The 24,035-nt window shown below is 71.9% G+C and carries 24 protein-coding genes; 15 read left to right on the plus strand and 9 right to left on the minus strand.

The features are described from left to right. The 13 genes from SPOPO_RS0111430 to SPOPO_RS0111490 all read left to right on the plus strand — a co-directional run bounded on the left by SPOPO_RS0111430 (window position 1) and on the right by SPOPO_RS0111490 (window position 13,484). Window positions 1-1,002 carry an ABC transporter permease gene (locus tag SPOPO_RS0111430; RefSeq protein WP_019874913.1) on the plus strand — a complete coding sequence of 334 codons (1,002 nt, stop codon included), beginning with the start codon at window positions 1-3 and terminating at the stop codon, window positions 1,000-1,002. Then, window positions 999-2,759, plus strand: a complete 1,761-nt coding sequence (locus tag SPOPO_RS0111435) for an ABC transporter substrate-binding protein (protein ID WP_156869811.1) — start codon at window positions 999-1,001, stop codon at window positions 2,757-2,759. Before SPOPO_RS0111430 ends, SPOPO_RS0111435 begins: the two co-directional genes overlap by 4 nt. A gap of 45 nt (window positions 2,760-2,804) precedes the next feature. Then, complete coding sequence (locus SPOPO_RS0111440; RefSeq protein WP_019874915.1) at window positions 2,805-3,794, plus strand: ABC transporter permease; 990 nt, start codon at window positions 2,805-2,807, stop codon at window positions 3,792-3,794. Beyond that, window positions 3,791-4,864, plus strand: coding sequence for an ABC transporter ATP-binding protein (locus SPOPO_RS0111445; protein ID WP_019874916.1), 1,074 nt, complete (start codon window positions 3,791-3,793; stop codon window positions 4,862-4,864). Before SPOPO_RS0111440 ends, SPOPO_RS0111445 begins: the two co-directional genes overlap by 4 nt. After that, window positions 4,861-5,865 (plus strand): ABC transporter ATP-binding protein, encoded by a 1,005-nt coding sequence (locus tag SPOPO_RS0111450; RefSeq protein WP_019874917.1) that lies wholly within the window; start codon window positions 4,861-4,863, stop codon window positions 5,863-5,865. The genes SPOPO_RS0111445 and SPOPO_RS0111450 overlap by 4 nt, the downstream gene beginning before the upstream one ends. A 49-nt stretch (window positions 5,866-5,914) precedes the next feature. Beyond that, window positions 5,915-6,616: an iron-dependent transcriptional repressor DtxR gene (locus SPOPO_RS0111455; RefSeq protein WP_019874918.1), complete on the plus strand. Its 702-nt coding sequence runs from the start codon at window positions 5,915-5,917 to the stop codon at window positions 6,614-6,616. A gap of 23 nt (window positions 6,617-6,639) precedes the next feature. Further along, a complete protein-coding gene (locus SPOPO_RS29095) occupies window positions 6,640-7,257 on the plus strand; it encodes a class II aldolase/adducin family protein (RefSeq protein WP_019874919.1) in 618 nt (205 codons plus the stop codon). A 10-nt stretch (window positions 7,258-7,267) separates the two neighbouring features. Beyond that, window positions 7,268-7,867, plus strand: a complete 600-nt coding sequence (locus SPOPO_RS0111465; protein ID WP_019874920.1) for a DUF6318 family protein — start codon at window positions 7,268-7,270, stop codon at window positions 7,865-7,867. Between the two features lie 28 nt (window positions 7,868-7,895). Continuing rightward, on the plus strand, window positions 7,896-10,760 hold the full coding sequence (gcvP, locus tag SPOPO_RS0111470; RefSeq protein ID WP_019874921.1) for an aminomethyl-transferring glycine dehydrogenase: 2,865 nt from the start codon (window positions 7,896-7,898) through the stop codon (window positions 10,758-10,760). A 19-nt stretch (window positions 10,761-10,779) separates the two neighbouring features. Then, a complete protein-coding gene (locus SPOPO_RS32715) occupies window positions 10,780-11,280 on the plus strand; it encodes a hypothetical protein (protein ID WP_019874922.1) in 501 nt (166 codons plus the stop codon). 63 nt (window positions 11,281-11,343) lie between these two features. Next, complete coding sequence (locus tag SPOPO_RS0111480) at window positions 11,344-12,108, plus strand: SDR family NAD(P)-dependent oxidoreductase (RefSeq protein ID WP_019874923.1); 765 nt, start codon at window positions 11,344-11,346, stop codon at window positions 12,106-12,108. A 3-nt stretch (window positions 12,109-12,111) separates the two neighbouring features. Further along, window positions 12,112-12,753 (plus strand): class I SAM-dependent methyltransferase, encoded by a 642-nt coding sequence (locus SPOPO_RS0111485; RefSeq protein ID WP_019874924.1) that lies wholly within the window; start codon window positions 12,112-12,114, stop codon window positions 12,751-12,753. Next, complete coding sequence (locus SPOPO_RS0111490) at window positions 12,750-13,484, plus strand: SDR family oxidoreductase (protein ID WP_019874925.1); 735 nt, start codon at window positions 12,750-12,752, stop codon at window positions 13,482-13,484. The genes SPOPO_RS0111485 and SPOPO_RS0111490 overlap by 4 nt, the downstream gene beginning before the upstream one ends. Before the next feature lie 77 nt (window positions 13,485-13,561). Here SPOPO_RS0111490 and SPOPO_RS0111495 read toward each other — a convergent pair whose 3' ends face one another. From SPOPO_RS0111495 to SPOPO_RS0111520, 6 genes are all read right to left on the minus strand, one after another. Further along, window positions 13,562-14,014 carry a flavodoxin family protein gene (locus SPOPO_RS0111495; protein ID WP_019874926.1) on the minus strand — a complete coding sequence of 151 codons (453 nt, stop codon included), beginning with the start codon at window positions 14,012-14,014 and terminating at the stop codon, window positions 13,562-13,564. Between the two features lie 22 nt (window positions 14,015-14,036). Continuing rightward, window positions 14,037-14,474, minus strand: a complete 438-nt coding sequence (locus SPOPO_RS0111500; protein WP_019874927.1) for a hypothetical protein — start codon at window positions 14,472-14,474, stop codon at window positions 14,037-14,039. A 98-nt stretch (window positions 14,475-14,572) separates the two neighbouring features. After that, entirely contained in the window at window positions 14,573-15,070 is a 498-nt protein-coding gene (locus tag SPOPO_RS0111505) for a methylated-DNA--[protein]-cysteine S-methyltransferase (protein ID WP_019874928.1), read from the minus strand. After that, a complete protein-coding gene (locus SPOPO_RS0111510; protein WP_019874929.1) occupies window positions 15,067-16,566 on the minus strand; it encodes an AlkA N-terminal domain-containing protein in 1,500 nt (499 codons plus the stop codon). The genes SPOPO_RS0111505 and SPOPO_RS0111510 overlap by 4 nt, the downstream gene beginning before the upstream one ends. 89 nt (window positions 16,567-16,655) lie before the next feature. After that, window positions 16,656-17,321, minus strand: coding sequence for a phytanoyl-CoA dioxygenase family protein (locus SPOPO_RS32720; protein ID WP_019874930.1), 666 nt, complete (start codon window positions 17,319-17,321; stop codon window positions 16,656-16,658). A 9-nt stretch (window positions 17,322-17,330) separates the two neighbouring features. Next, window positions 17,331-18,380, minus strand: coding sequence for an alpha-hydroxy acid oxidase (locus SPOPO_RS0111520; protein ID WP_019874931.1), 1,050 nt, complete (start codon window positions 18,378-18,380; stop codon window positions 17,331-17,333). Window positions 18,381-18,445: 65 nt separating this feature from the next. Here SPOPO_RS0111520 and SPOPO_RS0111525 point away from each other — a divergent pair, with 65 nt between their 5' ends. Beyond that, on the plus strand, window positions 18,446-19,672 hold the full coding sequence (locus tag SPOPO_RS0111525) for a PucR family transcriptional regulator (protein ID WP_019874932.1): 1,227 nt from the start codon (window positions 18,446-18,448) through the stop codon (window positions 19,670-19,672). Window positions 19,673-19,750: 78 nt separating this feature from the next. On the opposite strand, the gene SPOPO_RS0111530 is transcribed toward SPOPO_RS0111525, so the two are convergent. Both SPOPO_RS0111530 and SPOPO_RS0111535 read right to left on the minus strand, forming a co-directional pair. Further along, a complete protein-coding gene (locus tag SPOPO_RS0111530) occupies window positions 19,751-20,521 on the minus strand; it encodes an SDR family oxidoreductase (protein ID WP_019874933.1) in 771 nt (256 codons plus the stop codon). After that, entirely contained in the window at window positions 20,518-21,276 is a 759-nt protein-coding gene (locus tag SPOPO_RS0111535) for a glucose 1-dehydrogenase (RefSeq protein ID WP_028984703.1), read from the minus strand. Before SPOPO_RS0111535 ends, SPOPO_RS0111530 begins: the two co-directional genes overlap by 4 nt. 153 nt (window positions 21,277-21,429) lie before the next feature. Here SPOPO_RS0111535 and SPOPO_RS0111540 point away from each other — a divergent pair, with 153 nt between their 5' ends. Then, window positions 21,430-22,995, plus strand: a complete 1,566-nt coding sequence (locus SPOPO_RS0111540; RefSeq protein ID WP_019874935.1) for an AMP-binding protein — start codon at window positions 21,430-21,432, stop codon at window positions 22,993-22,995. A 126-nt stretch (window positions 22,996-23,121) separates the two neighbouring features. Here the strand turns inward: SPOPO_RS0111540 and SPOPO_RS0111545 are convergent, their stop codons facing one another. Then, the gene (locus SPOPO_RS0111545; protein ID WP_019874936.1) at window positions 23,122-23,991 is read right to left on the minus strand and encodes an LLM class F420-dependent oxidoreductase; all 870 of its coding nucleotides are present in this window, start codon (window positions 23,989-23,991) and stop codon (window positions 23,122-23,124) included. Window positions 23,992-24,035 lie beyond the last annotated feature (44 nt).

Genomic DNA, 24,035 nt, shown 5'->3' on the forward strand with positions numbered 1-24,035 from the left:
GTGGCCTCGATCGTGATCCCTCCGCCCCCGGCGGACAGCGACGGGGCGGAGCTGCGGGCCCGGGACGTCGGACGCTCCCCGCGGCAGATCGCGTGGCAGCGGTTCCGGCGCGACCGCGTCGGGGTCGCCGCGGCCTGCGTGGTGCTGTTCTTTCTCGCGGTCGCCGCCCTGGCGCCGGTGATCTCCTGGCTCTACGGCAAGGACGCGGACACCACGTACGGACTCAACGAACCCGGCCTCCTCAACACCTTCGGCTTCCCGATCGGCGCCGGTGGCGGGATGAGCGGTGAGCACTGGCTCGGGCTCGAACCCAGCCTCGGCCGCGACGTGTTCATGCAGCTCGTCTACGGCGCGCGGACGTCGTTGTTCATCGCGTTCTCGGTCGCGCTGATCACCTCGACGATCGGCGTCGTCTTCGGCATCGTCACCGGCTACCTCGGCGGTCGGGTCGACGCGCTCGGCGTCTGGATCATTGACGTCGTGCTCGCCCTCCCCGGGCTGATGATGCTGATCGCGCTCAGCGTCGTCGTCGAGGACGTGTTCGTCGGCGACGAGGAGGAGGCGTCGACGGCGTTGCGCTTCGTCACCGTCATCGTCCTGTTCTCGCTGTTCGGGTGGGTGTTCCAGGCCCGCCTGATCCGGGGTCAGGTGCTCTCGCTGCGCGAGCGCGAGTTCGTCGACGCCGCCCGGATGTCGGGCGCGGGGACGTGGCGGATCGTCCGCAAGGAGCTGCTGCCGAACCTCTGGTCGCCGATCCTCGTGGTGTTCTCGATGGCGGTGCCCACGATCATCACCGCCGAGGCGGCGCTGGCCTACCTGAACATCGGGATCACCGAACCGATCCCGGACTGGGGCCGCATGGTCAACCGCGGTGCCCAGGTGTACCTGGCCGACCCGGCCTACATGCTCATCCCCGGCGGCGCGCTGCTGGTGATGGTGCTGGCGTTCAACCTGCTGGGCGACGCGGTCCGCGACGCCCTCGACCCCAAGGGGCTCCGATGAAACGACTGACGCGGTCCCGGATGCCCGTCCTCCTCGCCGCCGCGCTCCTGGTGACCGGCTGCGGGGGAGGCGGGAACGACGACGACTCGGCGGCCTCGGCCGGGCTGGACAACCTCGACGGCAAACCGCCGGTCTTCGCCTACGGGTTCGACGACTCCGCGGCGGGGCCGGCGCCGGCGCCCGAGGGCGCGGTCGCGGGCGGCACCGTGCGCGTCTACGACGTCATCGACTACCAGCACCTCGACCCGGCCCGGATCTACTCCAGCCACGAGGGCGTGGTCTCCCAGCTGATCACCCGCACGCTGACCGGCTACCGGCAGAACGGCGACAAGATCGACCTCGTCGGCGACCTGGCGACCAACACCGGTGTCACGAAGGACAAGGGCAAGACCTGGACCTACACGCTGCGCGACGGCGTGACGTGGGAGGACGGGACGCCGATCACGGCCGCCGACGTCAAGTACGGCCTCGAGCGCACGTTCGCCAAGGAGTACACCGAGGGCCCGACCTACCTGCAGTCCTGGTTCGCGGACAGCGAGAACTACCGCAAGCACTACGACGGCCCGTACGGCGGGAAGTCGCTGAAGAACGTCACGGCGCCGAACCCGAAGACGGTCGTGCTGAAGTTCAACCGCCCCCGGCCGGACGTGCCCTTCGCACTCGCAATGCCGGCCGGAGCGCCGGTGAAGAAGGCCAAGGACACCCGGGGCAAGTACACGCTCGACCCCTTCGCCTCCGGGCCCTACAAGATCGAGTCGCACAAGGTCGACAAGTCGATGACGCTGGTCCGCAACGACGCGTGGAAGGCCGAGTCGGACCCGATCCGCACCGCGTTCCCGGACCGGTGGGAGTTCAGCTTCGGTGAGCTCCCGCTGCAGACCAATCAACGTCTGATCGCCGCCAACGGCGAGGACCAGGCGGCGATGACCGTCATCGACAACGTCTCGCCCGAGGTTCTGCAGCAGGTCGTCAGCACCCCGGACCTGCTGGCCCGCACGATCTCCGGCTACACCCCGTACGCCGCGACCGAGGTGATCAACACCAAGCGCATCACGGACCTGAAGGTGCGTCAGGCGCTGATGTACGCCTTCCCCCGCCAGCAGATCCGGCAGATCCTCGGCGGTCCGAGCCACGGTGACTTCTCGTCCACCATCGGCTCCCCGACCCTGGTCGGCTGGGAGCCCAACGACATGTGGAACGTCCCGCCGGAGGGCGACCCGGAGAAGGCGAAGCAGCTGCTCGCCGAGGCCGGCAAGCCCAACCAGCGGATCGTCTACGCCTACGGCAACCTCCCGCGCGGTGAGCAGATCGCGGTGGCGGTCGTCGCCGGGCTGGAGCGCGCCGGCTTCGAGGTCGTGAAGAAGCCGATCAACCCGAAGACGGCCTCGGACGAGCTCAGCGACCCGAACAACAAGTTCGACCTGTACAGCCTCGCCTGGGGCGCGGACTGGCCGAGCGGGGCGACGGTCTACCCGGTGCTGTTCGACGGCCGGCGCATCGGTCGCGGCGGGTTCAACTGGTCCTTCCTGAACGACCCCGCCATCAACTCCGAGATCGACGAGATCGAGCTGATCACCGACCCCGAGGAGGCGGGCAAGCGGTGGGCGGCCCTGGACCGCAAGATCATGGAGCTCGTGCCGGTGATCCCGGACATCTACGTCAAGAGCATGCAGCTCTACGGTCCGAAGATCGGCGGCGTCTTCCAGGACACGCTCCACGGGCGCGTCTCGCTCAACACGATCTTCGTCAAGCCCTGACCTGACCTCCCGTCAGAGCGACAGTCCCGACGGAAGGTCGGCCCGGTGCTGCGATACGTGATCCGCCGCTTGATCGGCGCGGTGGTGATCCTGGCCGTGGTCAGCTTCACGACGTTCCTGCTGTTCTTCGCGATCCCGGGTGACCCGGCCCGGCTCTCGTGCGGCAAGACCTGCACGCCCGAGCGCCTGGCCGACATCCGGGCCGGCCTCGGCATCGACGACCCGGTGCTGGTGCAGTACGGGGCGTTCATGAAAGGGATCTTCGTCGGGCGGGACTTCACCCAGGCCGGTGAGCTCGTGCACTGCGACGTCCCCTGCTTCGGGTACTCCTTCAGCAACCAGCAGCCGGTGTGGGACACGGTCGTCGACCGTTATCCCGCGACGCTCTCGCTGGCGCTCGGAGCCGCGGTGCTGTTCCTCGCCGTGGGGGTCGGTCTCGGCGCGATCTCCGCCCTGCGGGCCGGGAGCCTGCTCGACCGGGCCGGCATCTCGTTCAGCCTGGTCGGCGCGTCGGTGCAGATCTTCTTCCTGGGCCCGCTGCTGTCGAACATCTTCGTCAACCAGCTCGGGTGGATGCCCCAGGCGCGGTACGTCCCGTTGACCGACGACCCGATCGGCTGGTTCCAGGGCCTGCTGCTGCCGTGGATCGTGCTCGCCTTCGTCAGCATCGCGGTGTACGCGCGGCTGACGCGGGCGAGCGCGATCGAGGCGCTCGGCGAGGACTTCGTCCGGGCCGGCCGGGCCCGCGGTCTCCCGTCGCGCACGTTGCACCTCAAGCACACCGGCCGCGCGACGGTCACCCCCGTCCTCACCGTCTTCGGTCTCGACCTCGCCACCCTGCTCGGCGGCGCGATCATCACCGAGACGGTGTTCAACATCCAGGGCGTCGGGAAGCTCGCGCTGACCGCGATCAACTCCGACGACCTGCCGTTGATCATGGCGACGGTCCTGATCGCCGCGGCGTTCATCGTCATCGGCAACCTGATCGTGGACCTGCTGTACGCCGTCATCGACCCGCGGGTGCGGATCACATGACCACCACCCCCGAGCCGCCCTTCCTCGAGGTTCGCGACCTCCACGTCAGCTTCGGGACCGACGACGGCGTGGTGCGCGCCGTCGACGGCCTGTCGTTCACGCTCGAGCGCGGACGCACGCTCGGCATCGTCGGTGAGTCGGGGTCCGGCAAGACGGTCACCGGGCTGGCGATCCTGGGGCTGCACGATCGGCGCCGGACCACGGTGACCGGCGAGATCCGGCTGCGTGGACAGGACCTCGTCGGGCTCGGTGAGCCGGCGCTGAACCGGCTGCGTGGCCCGGCGATGGCGATGGTGTTCCAGGACGCGCTGACCGCGCTCTCGCCCTACTACTCGGTGGGCCACCAGATCGCCGAGGGCTACCGCCTCCACAACCAGGTGACCAAGAAGCAGGCACGGCAGCGTGCGATCGATCTGCTCGGCCGCGTCGGCATCCCGCGGCCGGAGGAACGGGTCGACTCCTACCCGCACGAGTTCTCCGGGGGGATGCGTCAGCGCGCGATGATCGCGATGGCGCTCGCGTGCGACCCGGACCTGCTGATCGCCGACGAGCCGACGACCGCGCTCGACGTCACCGTCCAGGCGCAGATCCTCGACCTCCTCGCCGACCTCCAGGCCGAGTTCTCCTCCGCGATCATCCTCATCACCCACGACCTCGGGGTGGTCTCGCAGGTGGCCGACGAGGTGCTGGTTCTGTACGCGGGGCGCGCGGCAGAGCGCGGCCCGACCCGCGCCGTGCTCACCCGCCCCGGCCACCCGTACACCTGGGGACTGCTCTCCTCGGTCCCCCGCCTGACGGCGGCGGTGGACTCCGACCTGCTCGCGATCCGCGGCACCCCGCCGAGCCTGATCGACCTGCCGCCCGGCTGCGCGTTCCGGCCGCGGTGCGACTACTCGCCCCTGGTCCCGGACGACCGGTGCGCGACCGAGGTGCCGGCGCTCACCCCCGCGCTGGGCACCGTCGCCGCCTGCCACCTGCGCACCGGCGAGCGCGAACGGATCGTCGTCGAGCGCCTGCTGCCGTTGTGGCGCGGCGAGGCCGGTGCGAGCGACGTGGAGGGTGTCCGGTGACCGGGCCGCTGCTCCGCGTCGAGGGGCTGGTGAAGCACTTCCCGGTGCGGTCGGGTCGGCTGTGGGGGCAGCGCCCGGTCGCGGCCGTGCACGCCGTCGACGGGATCGACTTCGACGTCGACTCCGGCGAGACGCTCGGGCTGGTGGGGGAGTCCGGCTGCGGCAAGACGACGACGGGCCGGCTGGTCGCGCGGCTGCTCGAGCCCACCGCCGGCACGATCGAGTTCGAGGGCCGGGACATCGCGCACCTGTCGACGAAGGAGCTGCGTCCGCTCCGACCGAAGATCCAGATGATCTTCCAGGACCCGTACGCGTCGCTGAACCCGCGGCACACGGTCGGCGCGATCGTCGCCGCGCCGCTGGAGGTCAACGGCATCGACCCGCCCGGCGGGCGCAAGCGCCGGGTGCAGGAGCTGCTGGAGACCGTCGGCCTCAACCCCGAGCACTACAACCGCTACCCGCACCAGTTCTCCGGCGGGCAGCGGCAGCGGATCGGCATCGCGCGGGCGCTGGCGCTGAACCCGAGCCTGATCGTCGCCGACGAGCCGGTCTCGGCCCTGGACGTCTCCATCCAGGCGCAGATCGTGAACCTGCTCCGGCAGCTGCAGCGGGACCTCGGCCTCACCTACGTCTTCATCGCCCACGACCTCGCGGTCGTGCGGCACGTCTCACACCGGGTCGCGGTGATGTACCTGGGCAAGATCGTCGAGACCGCTCCGGCGTCCGCCCTCTACGCCGCACCGCTCCACCCGTACACGCACGCCCTGCTCTCGGCGGTGCCGGAGCTCGACCACAGCGACGACCCCGCGCCGCGGGCCCGGGTCCGCCTGGCCGGCGAGGTGCCCAGCCCGATCTCGCCGCCGTCGGGGTGCCGGTTCCGCACCCGGTGCCCGATCGCCCAGGACCGGTGCGCCGAGCAGGAGCCTGTGTTGCGCGCAGTGGGTGGCGCGCCGCACCGTGTGGCCTGCCACTTTCCGCTCACCGCCCCCGTTCGGTTCTGACGGCTAGAGTGGCGGTTTGGGCAGGGCCCGCAGAAAGGATGGCTTCCCCATGGGCGATCTGATCGACACCACCGAGATGTACCTCCGGACGATCTTCGAGCTGGAGGAAGAGGGTGTGGTGCCGCTGCGTGCCCGGATCGCGGAGCGGCTGAGCCAGAGCGGCCCGACGGTCAGCCAGACGGTCGCGCGCATGCAGCGCGACGGTCTCGTCACCGTGCAGGGTGACCGGCACCTGGAGCTGACCGAGCGCGGCCGCGAGTACGCGGTCCGCGTCATGCGGAAGCACCGTCTCGCGGAGTGCCTGCTGGTCTCGGTCATCGGCATCGAGCCCGCCGAGGTGCACGCCGAGGCGTGCAAGTGGGAGCACGTCCTCTCGGAGTCGGTCGAGCGCAAGATCCTCGATCTGCTGAACCACCCGACCGAGTCGCCGTACGGCAACCCGATCCCGGGGTTGGACGAGCTCGGCGACAACCGCCCCGACGACGACTTCCTCGAGGGCCTGCAGTCCCTCGACCGCGTGGCCACCGCCGACGGCGTCTCCGTCGTGGTGCGCCGCATCGCGGAGCCGGCGCAGGACGACCTCGCCGTGGTGCGCGGCATGTTCCGCGCCGGCGTCCGTCCGGGTGGGTCCGTCGTGGCGCGGACCGCGCCGGGCGGCGTGCTCGTCGGCCAGGCCGGGGAGACGATCGAACTCGACCCACACATCGCCTCGCACGTGTTCGTGGAGGTCCTCGCGGGGGCTCCCGCCTGAGCGAGCGCGCTCGCGCCGACGTCGTGTCGGCGGTGGCCGGGATGGTCGCCGCCGGGCTCGTCGTGGGCACCGCGGGGAACGTCAGCGTGCGTGACGGCGACGTGGTCGCCGTCACCCCGAGTGGGCTCGACTACGCCCGCCTGACCCCGGCCGACGTCGGGCTGCACGCCCTCGACGGCACGGCGCTCGACGCCCGGCACCGGCCGTCGTCGGAGCTGCCGCTGCACCTCGCGGTGTATGCGGCCACCGACGCCGGGGCGGTCGTGCACACCCACTCGCCGGCGGCGACCGCGTTGACGCTGCTGGTCGACGAGCTGCCGGCCGTCCACTACTACGTCGCGATGTTCGGCGGTCCGGTCCGCGTCGCGCCGTACCACCCGTTCGGGTCGGACGAGCTCGCCGCGGCGACCGCCGCGGCCCTCGACGGGCGGCGTGGGGCGCTGCTCGCACATCACGGTGCGGTCACGATCGGGGCCGACGTCGCGCAGGCGCTCGAGCTCGCGATCGTCCTCGAATGGCTCGCTGACGTGTATCTCCGCGCCGCCGCGGCCGGGACGCCGCGCGTCCTGCCGCCCGCCGCGCTGGCCCGGGCGGACGCCGCACTCGCGGCGTACCAAGCGGCGCGCCCGCGTCCCGAATAGGCTTTTCCGCATGTCGACGACGTCCCGCGCCCTGCGCGCCGCCGCCCTGTCCGCCGCTGCCGTGCTCGCCCTGACCGCCTGCGGGGGCGACGACTCCGATCCGCTGGGTGGTCCGGCGAGCAGCCCCGCGGCCGGTGGCATCGGCGGCGTCGCGACGATCCCGGACGCGGCGACCAAGAACACCGACGCCGGGGCCGAGGCGTTCGCGAAGTACTACTTCGAGGAGGTCCTGAACAAGGCCTACTCGTCCGGCAACATCTCGACGCTGATCAAGTACACGCACCCGCAGTGCATCATCTGCCGCGCCACGGTCGGCGACATCTCCACCGCCTGGGCCCGCGGGAAGAGCGACGGCGGGCAGGTCACGGTCAGCTCGGTCGACGCGTCCAAGGCCCAGAACGTCACCAACGTCGAGCTCAAACTCGCCAAGACCCGCTACGTCGAGCTCGACCGCGACGGCAAGAACGTCTTCTCCACGCCGGCGCAGAACAACCTGAGCTTCCTGGTCCAGCTGCAGTGGAGCAACGCCGAGAAGAGCTGGGTCGTGCGGGAGATCGTTCCGCCGGCGCTGCGCAAGGGCGGCAGCGCGTCGCCGACCCCGACGCCGTAAGGGTTCCCGACCCCATAAGCTCTTCGGCGTGCTCGGTCCTTTCGTCGCCCGTCACGTCGGCCCCTCCGATGCCGAACAGGCGACGATGCTCGCCGCGCTCGGCTACGACTCGCTGACGGCCCTTGCCACCGCGGCCGTGCCGGACTCGATCCGGCTGCCCTTCGAGGACGGGGCGCCGCTCGCGGTGCCACCGGCCCTGTCCGAGGACGAGGTCCTCGCCGAGATCCGCGCGCTGTCGAGCCGCAACACGGTGCGTCAGCAGATGATCGGTCTCGGCTACTACGAGACCGCAACTCCCGGCGTGATCCTGCGCAAGGTGCTGGAGAACCCCGGTTGGTACACGGCCTACACGCCGTACCAGCCGGAGATCTCGCAGGGCCGGCTCGAGGTCCTGCTCGCGTTCCAGACCGTGGTCTCGGACCTGATGGGTCTCGCGATCGCCAACGCGTCGCTGCTCGACGAGGGCACCGCGGTCGCCGAGGCCGTGACGCTGATGCGCCGCTCGGTGCGCGGGATGCCCGACGCGCGCGTGGTGCTCGACGCCGACTGCCTCCCGCAGACCGTCGAGGTCGTCCGCACGCGCTGTGAGGCGCTGGGGATCGACGTCGAGGTCGCGGACCTGACGGCGGGCATCCCGGACGGGGACGTGTTCGGTGTCGTCGTGCAGTACCCGGGCGCGAGCGGCCGCCTGCGGCCCCGCGCGGACTACGCGGCGCTCGCGGACGCGGCGCACTCCCGCGGCGCGATGGTCACCGCGGCCGCCGATCTGCTGGCCTGCACGCTGATCGAGGCGCCCGGGTCGTGGGGCGTGGACATCGCCGTCGGCAGCGCGCAGCGCTTCGGCGTCCCGCTCGGTTTCGGCGGCCCGCACGCGGGGTTCGTCGCGGTGCGGGCCGGTCTGGAGCGCGCGCTGCCCGGCCGGCTCGTCGGGCAGTCGGTGGACTCCGCCGGTCGTCCGGCCTACCGGCTCGCGCTGCAGACGCGCGAGCAGCACATCCGGCGTGAGAAGGCGACGTCCAACATCTGTACCGCGCAGGTGCTGCTGGCCGTCATCGCCGCGCTGTACGCGATCTACCACGGGCCGGAGGGGCTGACCGCGATCGCGCGGCAGGTCCACGGCCGGGCCAAGGCCATCGCCGACGGGCTGCGGCACGCGGGCATCCGCCTCGTCCACGACCACTTCTTCGACACCCTGCTGGTCTCGGTGCCGGGACGCGCGTCGACCGTCGTCGCCAACGCCCGGCGGGCCGACATCAACCTCGGCCTGGACGGACCCGACCGCGTCCGCATCGCCTGCGGCGAGACCACGACCTTCGCCCACGTCGCGGCCGTGCTCGCCGCGTTCGGCGCGGTCCCCGTGACGGGCGACGACGTCACGGTCGGCGACCTCTACCCGGAGGACCTCGGCCGGACGACGGAGTTCCTCACCGCACCGGTGTTCCACTCCCACCGCAGCGAGACGGCGATGCTGCGCTACGTCCGCAAGCTCGCGAACAAGGACTACGCGCTCGACCGCGGGATGATCCCGCTGGGCTCCTGCACGATGAAGCTCAACGCGACGACCGAGATGGAGCCGATCACCTGGCCCCGCTTCGGTGCGATCCACCCGTTCGCGCCGGCCGAGGACTGGCCGGGCTACCTGACGCTGATCCGCGACCTGGAGTACTGGCTCGCCGAGCTCACCGGCTACGACCGCGTCTCGCTGCAGCCGAACGCCGGGTCGCAGGGCGAGCTCGCCGGCCTGCTGGCGATCCGTGCCTTCCACAAGGCGAACGGCCACGCGGAGCGCGACGTCTGCCTGATCCCCGCCTCGGCGCACGGCACGAACGCGGCGTCCGCGGTGATGGCCGGCATGCGCGTCGTCGTGGTCGCGGCGAACAATGCCGGCGAGGTCGACCTCGACGACCTGCGGGCGAAGATCGGCGACCACCGCGAGCGGCTCGCGGTGATCATGGTCACCTACCCCTCGACGCACGGCGTGTTCGAGGACGGCATCCGCGAACTGTGCGACCTCGTGCACTCCGCGGGCGGCCAGGTCTACATCGACGGCGCGAACTTCAACGCGCTGCTCGGGCTGGCCAAGCCCGGCGAGTTCGGCGGCGACGTCTCGCACCTGAACCTGCACAAGACCTTCTGCATCCCGCACGGCGGCGGTGGTCCGGGCGTCGGCCCCGTCGCGGTGAAGTCCCACCTCGCGCCGTACCTGCCGAACCACCCGCTGGTGGCGGAGGCGGGCCCGGCCACCGGCGTTGGCCCGATCTCGGCCGCGCCGTTCGGCAGCGCGGGGATTCTGCCGATCCCGTGGGCGTACATCCGTCTGATGGGGCCCGACGGTCTGCTGCGCGCGACGCAGGTCGCGATCCTCGCCGCGAACTACGTGGCGGCGCGGCTCGGCAAGCACTTCCCGGTGCTCTACACCGGCCGCAACGGCCTGGTCGCGCACGAGTGCATCCTCGACCTGCGCCCGATCACCAAGGCCACCGGCGTCACCGTCGACGACGTCGCGAAGCGGCTGATCGACTACGGCTTCCACGCACCGACGGTCTCGTTCCCCGTCGCGGGCACGCTCATGGTCGAGCCGACCGAGAGCGAGGACCTCGGTGAGCTCGACCGCTTCTGCGACGCGATGATCGCGATCGCCGGGGAGATCGACCGCGTCGCCGCCGGCGAGTGGCCGGCCGACGACAACCCGTTGCGCAACGCCCCGCACACCGCGGACGTCCTCGCCACCGCCGAGTGGACCCGCCCGTACTCCCGCGAGGAGGCGGTGTTCCCGAACCCGGCGGTCCGGGCCGACAAGTACTGGCCGCCGGTCGGCCGGATCGACGGGGCGTACGGCGACCGGAATTTGGTCTGCTCCTGCCCGAGCGTCGAGGAACTGGCGGCCGAGTAGTCCTTAGGCTGTCGGCGACATGAAGTTCTGGGCGACCCTCGCAGCACTCGGGCTCGTCGCCCTCGCCGGGTGCGGTGGGGAAGGTGGCCCCCGCGTCGCGGCCGCGCTGCCGCCGGAACTGCTCGAGGTCCTCACGACGCAGGTCGACTGCGCCGGCGCCCCGCTGGTCCAGGTCCGCCAGCACCGCTACGACTTCACCACCGACGGGGTCGAGGACGCGCTGGTCGCGGTCCGCTGCGACTCCGGCGCCGGGGCCCCGCCGTCGGCGGTGTTCGCGGTCGCGGCCGGCCCGGACGGGCCGGAGGTGGTCGACGAGCTGCTCGACGCCGACGACGGCGAGGTCGTGAAGGACCTGTCGGCGGTCGGGCCGAACGCGGTGGTCACGACCTTCGGGTTCGGCCCCGACGCCCCGCGCTGCTGCCCTGACCTGGAGATTTCCCACACGTACCGCTGGGACGGCGCCGCGTTCGGCGAGCCGACGACCCGCTCGAGCCCGCTCCCCGAAGCTCCGGCGGAGTGAGGTCCTAGGGTTCTCGCAGTGCCCGGCGTGGCCGGCAGAGGTGACCCGAGAAGGAGTTCGTGCATGAGCAGGTTCGACGGCAAGGTCGCGATCGTGACCGGTGCGGCGCAGGGGATCGGTGCGGCCACGGCGACGCGCTTCGCGTTCGAGGGCGCGACCGTCGCGGTCGTCGACATCACCGCGGAGCGTGGCGCGGACACCGTCGCCGAGATCGAGAAGGGCGGCGGCAAGGCCGTCGCGTTCGGCATCGACGTCTCGAACTCCGCGTCGGTCACCGCGGGCGTCGAGGAGATCGTCGCCCAGCTCGGCGGCGTCGACATCCTCGTCAACAACGCGGGCGTCACCCGCGACAACATGCTGTTCAAGATGACCGAGGAGGACTGGGACCTCGCGGTCGACGTCAGCCTCAAGGGCGCGTTCCTCATGGCGCAGGCCGCGCAGCGCCACATGGTGCCGAAGCAGTCCGGCAAGATCGTCTCGCTGTCGTCGATCTCGGCGCTCGGCAACCGCGGCCAGTCGAACTACTCCGCGGCCAAGGCCGGCATCCAGGGCCTGACCGCGACGATGGCCCTCGAGCTCGCCCGGTACAACATCAACGTCAACGCGGTCGCCCCCGGCTTCGTCGACACCGCGATGACCCGCGCGACCGCGGTCCGCATGGGCCTGGACCCGGAGGAGTTCGTCGCCGCCGGTGCCGCCGCGACCCCGATCGGCCGCGTCGCCCAGCCCGGCGACATCGCCTCGGTCATCGCGTTCCTCGCCTCGGAGGACGCCCGCCACATCGTCGGCCAGACGATCTACGTGCACGGCGGTAAGTGGGGCGTCTGAGCCTTGGCCAAGGACATCGACTGGGACGCGCGGTACGCCGCGGATCCGGCGTTGTGGGGGGAACAGCCGAACCAGTTCGTCCGGGCCCGCGTCGCCGACGCGGAGCCCGGACGGGCGGTCGACCTCGCCTGCGGCAACGGCCGTAACGCGGTGTGGCTCGCGCGGCGGGGCTGGCACGTCGAGGCGATCGACATCTCGTCGGTCGCGATCGAGCAGGCGCACCAGCGGTCCGAGCGCGCCGGCGTGCACGTGGACTGGGAGGTCGGCGACGTCCTGGCCTGGTCGCCGGCCGAGCCGCTGGACCTCGTCCTGGTCGTGTACCTGCACATGGAGATGCCCGAGCTGACCGGCGTTCTCGCGCGGGCCGCGACGTGGCTGCGCCCGGGAGGGCGGCTGCTGTACGTCGGCCACTCGCGCACGAATCTGACGCGGGGTGTGGGCGGGCCCTCGAACCCCGACGTGCTTGCGGAGATCGCTGACCTCGCCGGCGCCGCCGCGGGTCTGCGGGTCCTCGCGCTGCAACACCTGTTGCGCGAGACCGAGGCCGGGACGGCGGTCGACATCCTGCTCGACGTCACGACCTGGGACACCGTCGAGGCCGCGGGGAATCCGGACCCCGGCCACCTCAAGCCGCCCGCGCCGTGAGCGTCCTCGTCGTCACCGGCGGCGGGCGCGGCATCGGCGCCGCCACCGCCCGCGCGGCCGCGGCGGCCGGGTGGGACCTCTGCCTGGGGTACCGCGCCGATCGGGAGGCGGCCGAGTCGGTCGCCGCCGACTGTGCGGAGCTCGGGGTGCGGACCGCCGTCGTGCAGGCCGACGTCGCCATGGAGATGGACGTCATCGACCTGTTCGTCCAGGCCGAAGAACTCGGCCCGGTGCGCGGACTCGTCAACAACGCGGGCATTGTGACGCCCCGTAAGACCGTGGCTGAGCTGGAGTCGGAGGACCTCGAGGAGGTCTTCGGCGTCAACGTCTTCGGGGCGTTCTTCTGCGCCCGCGAGGCCGTGCGGCTGATGCAGCGCGACGGCGAGGGCGGTGCGATCGTCAACGTCTCCTCCCGTGCCGCGGTCCTCGGGTCCCCGGGGGAGTACGTCGACTACGCGGCGTCGAAGGCCGCCGTGGACGCGCTGACGACCGGGCTCGCGAAGGAGGTCGCCGGCGACGGGATTCGCGTCAACGCCGTCCGGCCGGGCCTGATCGAGACGGAGATCCACGCCTCCGTCGGCCGTCCGGAGCGGCTCGTCGAACTCGCCCCCACCGTCCCCCTCGGCCGCCCCGGCACCGCCGCCGAGGTCGCCGGCGCGATCGTCTGGCTCCTCTCCCCGGCCGCCTCCTACGTCACCGGCGCGTTCCTCGACATCGGCGGCGGCCGCTGACCCCTCCCCCTCGGCCTGTGGAAAAGAAAGGGTGACACCCCTTACTCCGCAGTAAGGGGTGTCACCCTTTTTTCACATCACGCCATGAGGGTGGCGGCGAGGGTGCCGCCGAGCTCCCAGCAGGCCTCGAGGTCGTCCTTGGTCGGGGAGCCGGAGACCTCGACGGTCGCGGCGGCCTTCGTCCAGCCGAGACCGTCGGCGATCGACTCGACGGCCCGGACCGCGCCCTCGGTCCCGAGGTTGCCGTGGACGTAGAGGCCGTACGGGCGGCCCTTCGTATCGTCGAGGACGGGGTAGTAGATCTGGTCGAAGAAGTGCTTCAGGGCTCCGGACATGTAGCCGATGTTCGCCGGGGTGCCGAGAACGAGGCCGTCACACTCGAGGACGTCCGACGCCGTCGCGGCCAGCGCCGCCCGGCGGACGACCTCCACCCCGGTGATCTCCGGGTCCGTCGCGCCGCGGATGACGGCGTCGAGCAGCTCCGACGTCGCCGGCGACGGGGTGTGGTGGACGATCAGCAACCGGGCCATGGGCCCTTTCCTACCGCAGGGCTCAGGAGAGCTGGCACGCCATCCGGATCTTCTTGCCGCTGCGGAGGGTGAAGGTCGTCCCGATGATCGTGATGTACGCCCGCGGGCCGGTGCGGAACGAGTGGGCAGGGGTAGCGCGGTCCATGCTGACCGCGCTGCCGATCTCGCCGCCGTTCGGGTTGGGTGGCGGCGGCTTGCTCTCGCGATAGATGCTCGTGAGAGTCGCCGTCACGCGAGGCTCACGGAAGTTGCGGGCGGCGTCGCGGTGGCTGACGCGGACGTTCAGGCCGGACCGGCCCTCGTCGCGCACCTTGATTCGAACCTTCACACCGTGCTTGGTCATTGCGCAGTTGGTGATGGTCGGGTGTTTGCGGGACGCCGCCTCGGCGGGCGAGGCGACGACGACGAGGGCGGGCGCCAGCAGGGCCGCGCCGGCGAGCAGAGCAATCGGGGTTCGCATGGGGTCCTCCGCCGTCAGGATGCGGCGGAGGATCCGTGCTTGAGACCGGCTTGGTGCAATGCCGACCGAGAGCGGGGCGATCGGGGCGTCAGAAACGGTCAGAGCAGGCGATCCCGCCCCTGTTCGAGCTCCAGCAGCGTCTGCTTGCGGGACAGGCCGCCGCCGTAGCCGACGAGCTTCCCCGACGACCCGATCACGCGGTGACACGGCACGACCACGGAGATGGGATTGCGCCCGTTCGCGAGCCCGACCGCGCGAGAGGCGGTGGGCTGGCCGATCCGTCGCGCGAGTTCGCCGTAGGAGATCGTCTCGCCGTACGGGATCTCGCACAGCGCGTCCCACACACGGCGCTGGAACGGAGTCCCCTCCGCGGCGAGCGGGAGGTCGAAAACCGTCCGCTCGCCGGCGAAGTACTCGCCGAGCTGCAGGTCGGCCTCCTTGAGGACGACGCTGCTGCCGTCGTCCGGCGGGCCGAAGCGCTCGGCGGGCGGGAGGTGTCTCGCGTCGTCCATGTAGATCCCGACGACGGTCTCGCCGTCGGCGACGACGGTCATCGGGCCGATGGGTGAGTCGACGACGACGTGCGTGCGGGTCATACCGAATCCTCTCGCGGCAGGACGTTGACGGGGTGGGTGCCGGTCGCCCACAGGTGCTGGACGGCATAGGCGCGCCAGGGTCGCCAGGCGGCCGAGCGCAGGGCCAGCGCCCCGGGGGCCGCCGGCAGCCCGAGACCGGCGGCGGCCTGACGGACGCCGAGGTCGGTGGCGGGGAAGGCGTCCGGGTCGCCGAGGACGCGCATGGCGATCACCTCGACGGTCCAGGGTCCGACGCCGGGCAGAGCCGTGAGCTCGGCGCGGGCGGCGGCGTGGTCGGCGCCGAGGCCGAGGTCGAGCCGGCCGTCGGCGAGGGCGGAGACGAGCCCGGCCAGGGTGCGGCGCCGGGTCTCGGGCATGGCGAGGGTCGCCGGGTCGAGGTCGGCCAGGGCCTTCGTCGACGGGAACAGGTGGGTCAGGCCGCCGGCCGGGTCGTCGACCGGCTCGCCGAGCGCGGCGACCAGCCGGGCGGCGTGCGTGCGCGCCGCGGCCGTCGAGACCTGCTGGCCGAGCACCGCCCGGACGGCGAACTCCTCCCCGTCGGTCGTGCGCGGGACGCGGCGCCCGGGAGCGGCCGCGACCAGCGGCGCGAGCAGCGGGTCGGTGGACAGGGCGGCGTCGATCGCCACCGGGTCGGCGTCGAGGTCGAGCAGCCAGCGGCACCGGTTGATCGCGACCTGCAGGTCGCGCAGATCGGTCAGGCGCAGCCGGGCCGGGATGTGCCCGGTGACGGGAAGCTCGCCGTCCTGAGGGGGCGTCAGTTCTACGATGCCCGGGCCGTGGGGCAGGCGGAGCGTCCGCCGGTACGCGCCGCCGCGCCACTCCTCGACGCCGGGGACGCCGGTCGCGGCCAGGTGACCGAAGAGGTTGTCGGGGAACAACGGTCCGCGGTACGGCAGGCGCAGGCTGAGCGCGCCGGGGGCGCCGACCGCGGGGCGTCCCTGCGCCCGCCGCCGCAACTCGGTCGGGGAGAGGGCGAAGACCTCCGCGACGGTGGTGTTGAACGCGCGGATGCTCGCGAACCCCGCCGCCGCGGCGACGTCGGTCATCGGCAGGTCGGCGGTCTCGATCAGCAGCCGCGCGGTCTGGGCCCGCTGCGCGCGGGCGATCGCCAGCGGCCCCGCGCCGAGCTCGGTCAGCAGCTGCCGCTGTACCTGCCGGACGCTGTAGCCGAGTCGCGCCGCGAGCCCCGGCACGCCCTCGCGGTCGACGACGCCGTCCGCGATCAGGCGCATCGCGCGGGCCACCGCGTCGGTGCGGAAGTTCCACTCGGGGGAGCCGGGGCTCGCGTCGGGCCGGCACCGCTTGCAGGCGCGGTACCCGGCCGACTGTGCCGCCGCCGCGCTCGGGAAGAACTCCAGGTTCCGGGCCAGCGGGTTCGCCGGGCAGGAGGGCCGGCAGTAGATCCCCGTGGTCCGGACCGCGACGAAGAACCACCCGTCGAACCGCGGGTCCTTCGCCGCCACCGCCCGCAGGCAGGCGTCCCGATCGATGTCCATGCCGTCCAGCCTGCGCCCCGCCGGCGGCGATTGCTAGCCGAAAAACGACATCAACCCCCCACTGGAGATGACATCTCCAGTGGGGGCGGTCAGGAGGTCTGCGGGTTCAGGGTGGGGTGGAAGGACTCCCACTCGCGCAGCAGGTCGTCGGCGGGCTGGGGACCGCGACGGAGGTCCGCGCCGTACACGCTGGCGACGATCCGGCGGTGGTCGGCGTCGGAGAACGCGCCGTGGATCGTTCGCGGGTGGTGCAGGACGACGTCGCCGACGCCGCACTCGGCGACCAGCCAGTCGGTCCCGGCGCCGGCACCGCGGTGGGAACCGCGCAGGTACCGGACGGCCCCGCCGTCGGCCTTGACGGCGTCGAGCGGCACCCAGAGCCGGACGACCTGCGAGCCCATCACCGGGACGTACGGCGCCTCGCGGTTGACGGTCATCAGCTCTGCCGACCCGGGGCGGCCGCCGACCATCTGGTCCACGTAGACGGTCACGCAGCTGGCGCCCGGCAGCGCCTGGCGGGTCAGGCCGACGAGCGGGGCGTCGAGGGCCCAGGCGCGGAAGCCGGGCAGCTCGCGGGGCTCGTCGGAGGCGGCGACCTCGGTCATCACGCGGGCCACGGTGGCGGCCATCGTCGCGATCCACTCGTCGGTGAGGATGCCGCGCACGATCGTGACGCCGTCGCGCCGGAGGTCGTCGCGCTCGGCCTCGCTCAGCGCGCGGGTCAGACCGGCGACGGGCAGCACCGTGGAGGACATTCGCGGAGCCTAGGCGACGATGAGGTCGCGGGTCAGCTCCGCGACCGACCGGGCGCCGCACAGGGCCATCGAGTTCGCGAGCTCCACCTGCAGCTCTCGCAGCATCGCCTCGACCCCGGCCGCCCCGCCGGTCGCGAGGCTCCACACCATCGGCCGCCCGATCAGCACGGCCCGCGCGCCCATCGCCAGGGCCTTGAGGACGTCGGTCCCGGACCGCACGCCGCCGTCGACGTAGATCTCGGCATCGCGCCCGACGGCGGCGACGACGTCGGGCAACGCGTCGGCCCCGGCGATCGCGGTGTCGAGCTGCCGGCCGCCGTGGTTGGAGACGACGACACCGTCGGCCCCGGCGTCCACCGCGGCGCGGGCGTCGTCGCCGCGCAGGATGCCCTTGACGAGCACCGGCAGCCCGGAAACCTCGTGCAGCCAGCCGATGTCACTGGGCGTCAGATTCGGGTCCATGTCCCGGCCGACCTGGGCCGCGAGCCCGGACTGCCCCGCGACCGACGGCATCTCGAGGCCGAAGTTCGCGACCGTCAGACCGGGGGCGAGCGTGAACGAGTTCCGCTCGTCGCGCCGCCGCCGCCCGACGACGGGGAGGTCGACGGTCAGGACCAGCGCGCTGTACCCGGCCTCGGCGGCGCGCTGAACCATCGCCTCGGTCTGCGCGCGGTCCTTCTGGACGTACACCTGCATCCAGCGGGGCCCGGCGACCGCGGCGATGTCCTCGAGCTTCGTCGTCGCCACCGTGCTGGCGATGTACAGACTCCCCGCCGCCGCGGTGCCGCGGGCGGCGTCGCACTCCCCGCCGGGGTGGGCCATCGCCTGGTACCCGACCGGCGCGACGAGCACCGGCAGCGCCACCGGCGTCCCGAGCACGGTCGTCGACGTGTCGACCACCGAGACGTCGCGCAGCACCCGCGGCCGGAGCCGGATCCGGCGCCAGGCGGCGACGTTGTCGCGCAGGGTCGCCTCGTCGTCGGACCCGCCGGCGAAGTAGTCGAAGGCCATCGGTGCCAACGCCTCACGCGCGGCGGCTTCCAGGGGCTCGAAGTCCATGTGCGGATTCTGGCGTCCCGGCTGCCGGGGCGCCACGGGCCCCGGCCGCGCCTACGATGTCGCGAATGACGGCCCCGGGCGCGGACGAACTCTCCACCGCGGCCATGCGTGCCATGGCGGCGCGGACGGACCCGGACGAACTCGCCGCCGCCGTCAGTCGCGACACCGCGACCCACGTCTGGCCCGAGCACGTCCGCGACCCGATCTTCCTGGACGCGTTGCGCAAGTCCGGCCGCGACAACGTCCGCGCGATCGTCGACGTCCTCGCCGGCCGCCTGCGGCTGGAGGACGTCAACCCCACCGGCGCGCTCGCTTTCGCGGACCTGACCGCCGAGCTCGGCATCCCGGTCAGCGAGCTGGAGCGCGGGTACTGGGTCGGTGTCCGCGGCTTCTGGCGGGAGTGGTTCCGCCTCGCGCGCATCGAGGCCGCGAAGGGCGAGGGCACCCTCGAGGAGCTGGTCGGGCCGGCGACGATCGAGCTGCTCGACTACATCATTCACATCGTCGGGATTGTCGTCGCGCGCTACGACGCGGTGCGCGCGGAGATCCTCCGCAACCAGGAGGACCGCCGGCGCGCGCTCCTCGGCCAGATCCTCGCCCACGCGATCACGACGCCGACGAGCGAGCTGGAGAACCTGCTGGGCTACCGCCTCCGCGGGACGCACCTCGCGCTCGCGCTGGAGGTCGACGAGCGTGCCCAGGCCGAGCGGGTCGCGTCGACGCTGACCGAGACCTCCGGCGCCCTCGGCTCGCTGATGCTCCTGCACGCGCCGGGGACGTGGATGCTCTGGCTCGGCTACGCCGGCGCCGTCGGGCCGAAGGAGACCGCCGCCGTCGCGCGGGCCGCGGCCGCGACCGGAGCGACGATGGCGATCGGGGCCCCGGGCACCGGGCTGGACGGTCTGCGCCGGACCTACGAGCAGGCCCTCGACGCCGCGCGACTCCACCGCCGGATCGGGAAGCAGCCTCCGGTGCTGTGGTTCTCCGACGTCCGCCTCGAGCTGCTGATGCTCCACGACGAGGACGCCGCGCTGCAGTTCGTCGCCGACGAGCTCGGCGAGCTCGCCGGCGCCGACGAGCGTGCCGTCCGCACCTGCGAGACCCTGCTCGCCTGGCTGACCACGGGTTCCCAGTCCCGCGCCGCCACTCGCCTCGGCGTCCACGAGAACACCGTCCGGATCCGGATCCGCCACGCGGAGGAGGTCCTCGCCCAGGGTCTGTCCGAGCGCCGCGCCGAGGTCCTCGCCGCCCTCCGCCTCCGCCAGCTCCTCGGCCCGCCCAGCGCCCGCTGACCTGTGGAAAAGAAAGGGTGACACCCCTTACTGCGGAGTAAGGGGTGTCACCCTTTCTTTCTTGGTCGGGGGCGCGCGTCAGACGAGTGAGGCGAGCCAGCCGTGGTCGACGACGAACGCGGAGCCGGTGGAGAACCGGGACCGCTCGCTGGCGAGGAAGACCGCCAGCGGGGTGACGTCGGAGACCTGGCCCATGCGGCCCTGCTTCTGGCTGATGATCTGGTCGAACGGGACGCCGAGCGCCGCCTCGAACGTCGGCACCGCCTCCTGGACCAGGACGGTGTCCAGGAACGTCGGGCACATCGCGTTGACGCGGACGTTGTGCGCGCGGAACTCGGTCGCCGCCGTCTTGCAGAGGTTGATGACGCCGGCCTTGGCGGCCGCGTAGTCACCGATGAGGGCGGAGCCCTTGAAGCCGGTGATCGAGGCCATGCCGATGATCGAGCCGCCGCCGGTGGCCGCCATCGCGAGCGCCGCCGAACGGATCGTCAGGAAGACGCCGTCGAGGTTGACCGACGTGACCTTCCGCCACTCCGCGAGGTTCATCTCGGCGAGGGCCATCGGGCGCCCGACTCCGGCGTTCGCGACCGCGATGTCGACGCGCCCGTGCTGCGCGACGGCACCGTCGAACAGCGCCTGGACGGATGCCTCGTCCGTCACGTCGCACTGGATCGCCGACCCACGCGAGAGGCCCTTGGCCACGCGCTCCGCGCCCTCGCCGTCGATGTCGGAGACGACGACGATCGCGCCTTCTTTGTCGTAGGCCTCCGCGATGGCTGCTCCGATGCCGCGCGCGGCGCCGGTGATGACCGCGACCTTGTCCTGAAGTTCGCCCTGAGCAGTCGTCACAGCAGGCTCCCGGTCAGTCCGCCGTCGAGGATGAAGTGCGCGCCGGTGATGAACCGCGCGTCGTCGGAGGCGAGGAACGCGGTGGTCTCCGCGACCTCCTCCGGCGTGCCGAGCCGCTGCTGCTTGAGGGCGACGACGTCGCTGAACGGCAGGCCGACGGCCGCGGTGAACGGGTCGACCAGGCGCGCCACCATCTGCGTGTCGATGAACGACGGGCAGACGGCGTTGACGCGGATCCCGTGGTCGCGCAGCTCGATCGCGGCAGTCTCGGTCAGACGGAGCACCGCGCCCTTGGTCGCGCAGTAGCCGCCGAGCAGCGGGGCGCCGCCGAGGCCGGCCACCGAGGCCATGTTGACGATCGAGCCGCCGCCCGAGGCCAGCAGCGCCGGCACGGCGTGCTTGATGCCGAAGAACACGCCCTTGACGTTGACCGCCAGGAGCTTGTCGATGTCGGCCTCGGTGTGTTCGTGGAGCGGCTTGCCGATCTCGATACCGGCGTTGTTCACGACGATGTCGAGTCCGCCGAACTCGGAGACGGTCGCGTCGACGGCCGCCTGGACGTCGTCGGCCTTGGTCACGTCGCAGGCCAGGGAGGCCGCGCCGGGAAGTGCCGCGGCGGCCTTGGCGGCCCCCTCGGCGTCGATGTCGGTGAGGAGCACGCGGGCACCCCGCTCGGCGAAGAGCACCGCAATCGCGTGCCCCAGGCCCTGCGCGGCGCCGGTGACGAGGGCCCTCTTGCCCTGCAGGTCAGCCAGCATGGGCCCTACCCTAGAGCGACGTGGGTCACACGCAACATGTTGGAAACCAACACCGGGTCGGGCTCAGATCGTGCGAATTCGCCCTCGACCCCGCATGATCAGGCCCTTAGTGTCTCCCGCCACAGGTGGAATCCGGAGAGGACGCGGGCGATGCACGACTACACGATCGGCACCCTTCTGGAGCGGGCCTGCCGCTCGTACGGGCCCCGCACCGCCGTCGTCGACGGGGACCGCCGGATCACCTACTCCGAGCTCATCTCCACCGTCCGCCGCCACGGGCGGGCCTTGCTCGCGACCGGCCTTCGTCCCGGGGACCGCGTCGCGCTGCTCATGCCCGACCGGCCGGAACTGCTCTACGCCTACTACGGCGCCCTGTGGGCCGGCCTCGCCGTCGTCCCCCTGAACGCCCGGCTGGGCGCCGAGGACCAGGAGTACATCCTCGCCGACTCCGGCGCGAAGGCGGTCGTCCACGACCGCGCGTACGCGGAGCGGCTTTCCGGCATCCTGGGCCGGACCTCGATCGAGCATCGCCTGGGCGTCGACGAGGACGCGATCCTCGACGGCGGATCGCCCCTGGGTCTGCTCGCGGACAAGGAGTCCGACGCGGCGGGTGTCCCGGCCGTCGCGCCGGACGACTTGTTCGGCATCTACTACACCGGTGGCACGACCGGGCGCCCCAAGGGTGTGGCGCACACGCATCGCACGTTCATCTCCGCCCTCCTCTCCGAACTCCTCGAGCTCGGTCTCGGTGAGGCGGACGTGTTCGCGCACTGCGCGCCGCTGACACACGCCAGTGGCGGGTTCGTGCTGCCGGTGTGGATGCGCGGTGGCACGAACGTCGTCCTCGGCGGCTTCGACCCGGACAAGCTGCTGGCGGCGATCGAGACCGAGAAGGTCACCGCAACTCTGCTCGTGCCGACGATGATCTACGTCCTGCTCGACCACCCTGCGACGAAGACGGCGGATCTGTCCTCGCTCAGGACGATCGTCTACGGCGCGGCCCCGATGGGCCTGGAGCGGCTGATCGAGGGCCTCGAGCGCTTCGGCCCGATCTTCGCCCAGCTCTACGGCCAGACCGAGGCCCCCAACCAGCTCACCGTCCTGACGAAGGACGACCACGCGGAGGCTCTGAGGACCCGTCAGTTCGAGCCGCTGAGCTCCTGTGGCCGGCCGGTCCTCATCGCGGACGTGCGGCTGCTCGACGACGACCTCAACGAGGTCCCGATGGGCGAGCCGGGCGAGATCTGCGCCCGTGGCCCGCACGTCATGACGGGCTACTGGAACCGCCCGGAGGAGACCGCCTCGACGTTGCGCGACGGCTGGCTCTGCACCGGCGACATCGCGAAGGCCGACGAGCGCGGGTTCCTCTACATCGTCGACCGCAAGAAGGACATGATCATCTCCGGCGGGTACAACGTGTACCCGAAGGAGGTCGAGGCGGCGCTGTTCGCCCACCCGGCTGTGCGTGACGTCGCCGTCATCGGCGTCCCGGACGAGAAGTGGGGCGAGTCGGTGAAGGCCGTCGTCGTCGCCGACCCCGACACGCAGGTCACGGCCGAGGAGCTCATCGCCTGGGTCAAGGAGCGCAAGGGCTCGGTGAACTGCCCGAAGACCGTCGACTTCGTCGAGGCGATCCCGCTCACCGCCGTCGGCAAGCACGACAAGCCCGCGCTGCGCAAGCAGTACTGGGGTGGCAAGACCCGCGCGGTCAACTAGCCCTGCGGCGCCCGACGGGCGCCTCGCGGCGTTGTCGTCCTCGCCGGTACTGCGTACACGGCTTCGTCCTCCGCCTTGCGGGGCATCCCGTCGGATCACCGCAGGGTCCGACTTCTTGACCAGGCGTCAGCCCAGTTCGGCGAGCCGCGGGATGACGTCCTTGCCGAGCTTGTCCGCGAGCCGCGCGGGGTTGTCGCCGCGGGGGACGACGAAGATCACCTTCACCCCGACGGCGTGGAGCGCCTCGGCCTCGCGGAGGAACGCGTCGGTGTCGGTCTCCGGGTCGACGCGGGCGAGGGTCGTCGTGGTGATCGACGAGAAGTCCCGGCCCTCGTTCTCGCAGTGCTGCCGGAGAATGTCGAGCTTCGACTTGATCTCGTCCGGGCCGCCGAAGAGGTTGTTGGAGTCGGCGTAGCGGGCGACGAGCTTGAGCGTCTTCTTCTCGCCGCTGCCGGCGACCATGATCTCCGGCCGGGGCGAGGAGACCGGCGGGGGCGAGTTGAGCGTCTCCGCCAGGTGGTAGTGCTTGCCCTCGTACGGGCCGTTGTTGTCGCTCCACATCTGCAGGCAGATCTGCAGCGTCTCCTCCAGACGCTCGAAGCGCTCGGCGACCGGCGGGAACGGGACGCCGAGGCCCTCGTGCTCGCGGTCGAACCAGGCGGCGCCGATGCCGAGCACCGCGCGGCCGCCGGAGAGGACGTCCAGCGTCGTGACCGTCTTGGCCAGCAGGCCGGGGTGACGGTACGTCACACCCGTGCAGAGCAGCTGCAGTTTGACCGTCGAGGTGTGCGCGGCGAGGAAGCCCAGCGCGGTGTAGCCCTCCAGCATCGGCTCCTCGGCGGGGCCGACCGGGGGGATCTGGAAGAAGTGGTCCATGAACGAGACGTGAGCGACGCCCGCGGCTTCGGCCGCCTGTCCCAGGTCGGCGATGGTCGGCGCGATTGCCGCCGGTCCGCCCGGCCAGGAGAAGCTCGCGTTGTGGATGCCTAGCTGCACATTTGCTCCTAGTTCGCTGGATGCTCCGCTGAGTGCTTCCCCGG

Source organism: Sporichthya polymorpha DSM 43042, assembly GCF_000384115.1.
GTDB classification, from domain to species: Bacteria; Actinomycetota; Actinomycetes; order Sporichthyales; family Sporichthyaceae; genus Sporichthya; species Sporichthya polymorpha.